The sequence below is a fragment of the Corynebacterium nasorum genome (assembly GCF_022347325.1).
GTDB classification, from domain to species: Bacteria; Actinomycetota; Actinomycetes; order Mycobacteriales; family Mycobacteriaceae; genus Corynebacterium; species Corynebacterium kefirresidentii.
Genome location: NZ_JAKRDU010000033.1, coordinates 1 through 1762, shown reverse-complemented (window position 1 = coordinate 1762; position 1762 = coordinate 1). Strand labels below are relative to the sequence as shown.

The 1762-nt window shown below is 58.1% G+C and carries 4 protein-coding genes; all 4 read right to left on the bottom strand.

The genetic code is table 11. The annotated features are described in order from the left end of the window. Positions 1 to 243 precede the first annotated feature (243 nt). Positions 244 to 486, bottom strand: coding sequence for a YlcI/YnfO family protein (locus MHK05_RS11765; RefSeq protein ID WP_005292604.1), 243 nt, complete (start codon positions 484 to 486; stop codon positions 244 to 246). An 88-nt stretch (positions 487 to 574) separates the two neighbouring features. Continuing rightward, positions 575 to 937: a DoxX family protein gene (locus MHK05_RS11760; RefSeq protein WP_005292602.1), complete on the bottom strand. Its 363-nt coding sequence runs from the start codon at positions 935 to 937 to the stop codon at positions 575 to 577. Next, the gene (locus MHK05_RS11755; RefSeq protein WP_005292598.1) at positions 934 to 1509 is read right to left on the bottom strand and encodes a TetR/AcrR family transcriptional regulator; all 576 of its coding nucleotides are present in this window, start codon (positions 1507 to 1509) and stop codon (positions 934 to 936) included. Before MHK05_RS11755 ends, MHK05_RS11760 begins: the two co-directional genes overlap by 4 nt. A gap of 62 nt (positions 1510 to 1571) precedes the next feature. Continuing rightward, the coding region (locus tag MHK05_RS11750; protein WP_458861193.1) for an NUDIX hydrolase at positions 1572 to 1762 on the bottom strand (191 nt) is incomplete at its 5' end.

Below are 1762 nucleotides of genomic sequence, written 5' to 3'. Positions count from 1 at the left end.
CAGGCTAACTGCCTCGCCTGCCACCACGCGCTCAACAGCAGCATCCTTAACATCCTTCGGAGTCCAACGCGTCACAACTACCTCCCGGTCGAAGTGGCGCATTCACCCCTTGACAGCACGCCCGTTGCCACAACATCCAGGAGTCCAATTGTTTCATGCCGATTTAGAGCACTACTTAGCCATTGTTGAGCGGGTTTATGTTGCGGTGCAGCGGAGTGGAAGGCATAAACGAGAATGTTGACATCAGGAATGATCATCGAGTACCGCCCACACAGCTTCTTTGTTGCTGAGATCAACTAGAGCCGGTCCGCCGCAATCGAAGGAGGGCAGGTTAACGGGGGTGTCTTCGGTACTGATGCGGGCTTCCTTCTTGAGGGCAGCGCGGACCGCCTCTTCGACGTATGAGCTCAAAGTGACATTGTTGGCTTTGGCTTGGACCTTCGTTTCTTCAAGGAGTTTCGGCGGGAGGTTTATCGTCGTGCGCATACCTTTAGGGTAGAAAGCATCAAGTCATCATTCAAGAGGTGCAATGATGTATCTGCCTTCAGGAAGCCGTGAAAGGTTGACTGGTGTCTTAATTCAGTGCGAGCGTCAGGATCAGTACTCCGATGGAGAATGCGAGCATGCCTAAGCAGTTGATCCAGAATGCGCTACCGAGGAAGTGGGCGCGGACATGGGCTGCTGCGGCCGCGCAGAAATAGGCGATGACTCCAATCATGGCTGTGATTCCTACGCCGGGGAACCAGAGGCCGGCAATGAGTCCTACGGCGGCGAGGCACTTGATGACAATGAGCGCCCACCACCAGTCCTTGGGGAGTTTGACGCCGCTGAGGCAGGCTTCGATGAAGGGGACTGGTTTGAGGGAGAGGGCGGCGTCGCCAAGCAGAATGGCTGCTAGTAGAAGGGAGGGCCAGGCTGGGGAAGATTCTAGGATCATTGGGTTACTCCGAATGCGGTGTTGAGGCGTTCGATCGATGAGGCGGCTTGGGATGTGAGGTGCTCGGTGTCGTAGATTCCGGCGGCCCAGCCGATGAGTAAGCCGAGGTAGACGTTGTACAGCAGGTCGGCGTACTCGGCCGCATCGGCGCTGCTGAGCCTGGTGCCGAGTCGCAGGGTGATTTCATCGGTCAGGAGCGTTTTGAGTGCGGTGAGCGCTTCGCCTTGATTGCCTTGTTGGATGAGTGCTGCGCCAAAGGCGCGGGAGAGCTCTTCGTGGCCGGTAAACATCTGGAGGAAAGGTCTCAGGACATCGAGAAGGCTATCGGATTGTCCCCGGATGTCATCGTGGAGTTCTGAAATGTGTTGGCCAATGGTGCGGATGAGCAGCGTTTGTTTGTCGCCGACTCCCATGACGGTTCCCACGCTAACGCCAGCTTCGGATGCGATAGTCCGGATGCTGGTGGTGGCGTAGCCCTGAGTGAGGAAGAGTTCGTAGGCGGTGGCTAGGACCTTGCTGACGGTGCCAGCTTTGGCGGCCGAGCGCGATGAGTGAACGTGTTCAGTGAACATGTTCAAAAGGGTAGCTCTTGATGGTTTCGAGGTCAATGACGCCGAAGTGTTGACAGTTGGCGCTAGGCCAGCGTGGGGAAGACGCGGTCGCGCAGCAGGTGTGCAAGCTCGCGGTCGGGGGCTGCTGGGTTGACCCAGGCGGTGTCGCCGATTTCGGCGGCGGCATGGGGTTCGTCGGCGGTGACGGTGCGGGTGTAGGTGAAGATGGTGCCGACGACGACCTCGCCCGGTTCGTTGGCGGCGGGAGCGTCGA

Coding starts and splice junctions, on each gene's coding strand:
- MHK05_RS11755 (WP_005292598.1), bottom strand. CDS start 1,509: ATGTTCACTGAACACGTTCACTCATCGCGCTCGGCCGCCAAAGCTGGC.
- MHK05_RS11760 (WP_005292602.1), bottom strand. CDS start 937: ATGATCCTAGAATCTTCCCCAGCCTGGCCCTCCCTTCTACTAGCAGCC.
- MHK05_RS11765 (WP_005292604.1), bottom strand. CDS start 486: ATGCGCACGACGATAAACCTCCCGCCGAAACTCCTTGAAGAAACGAAG.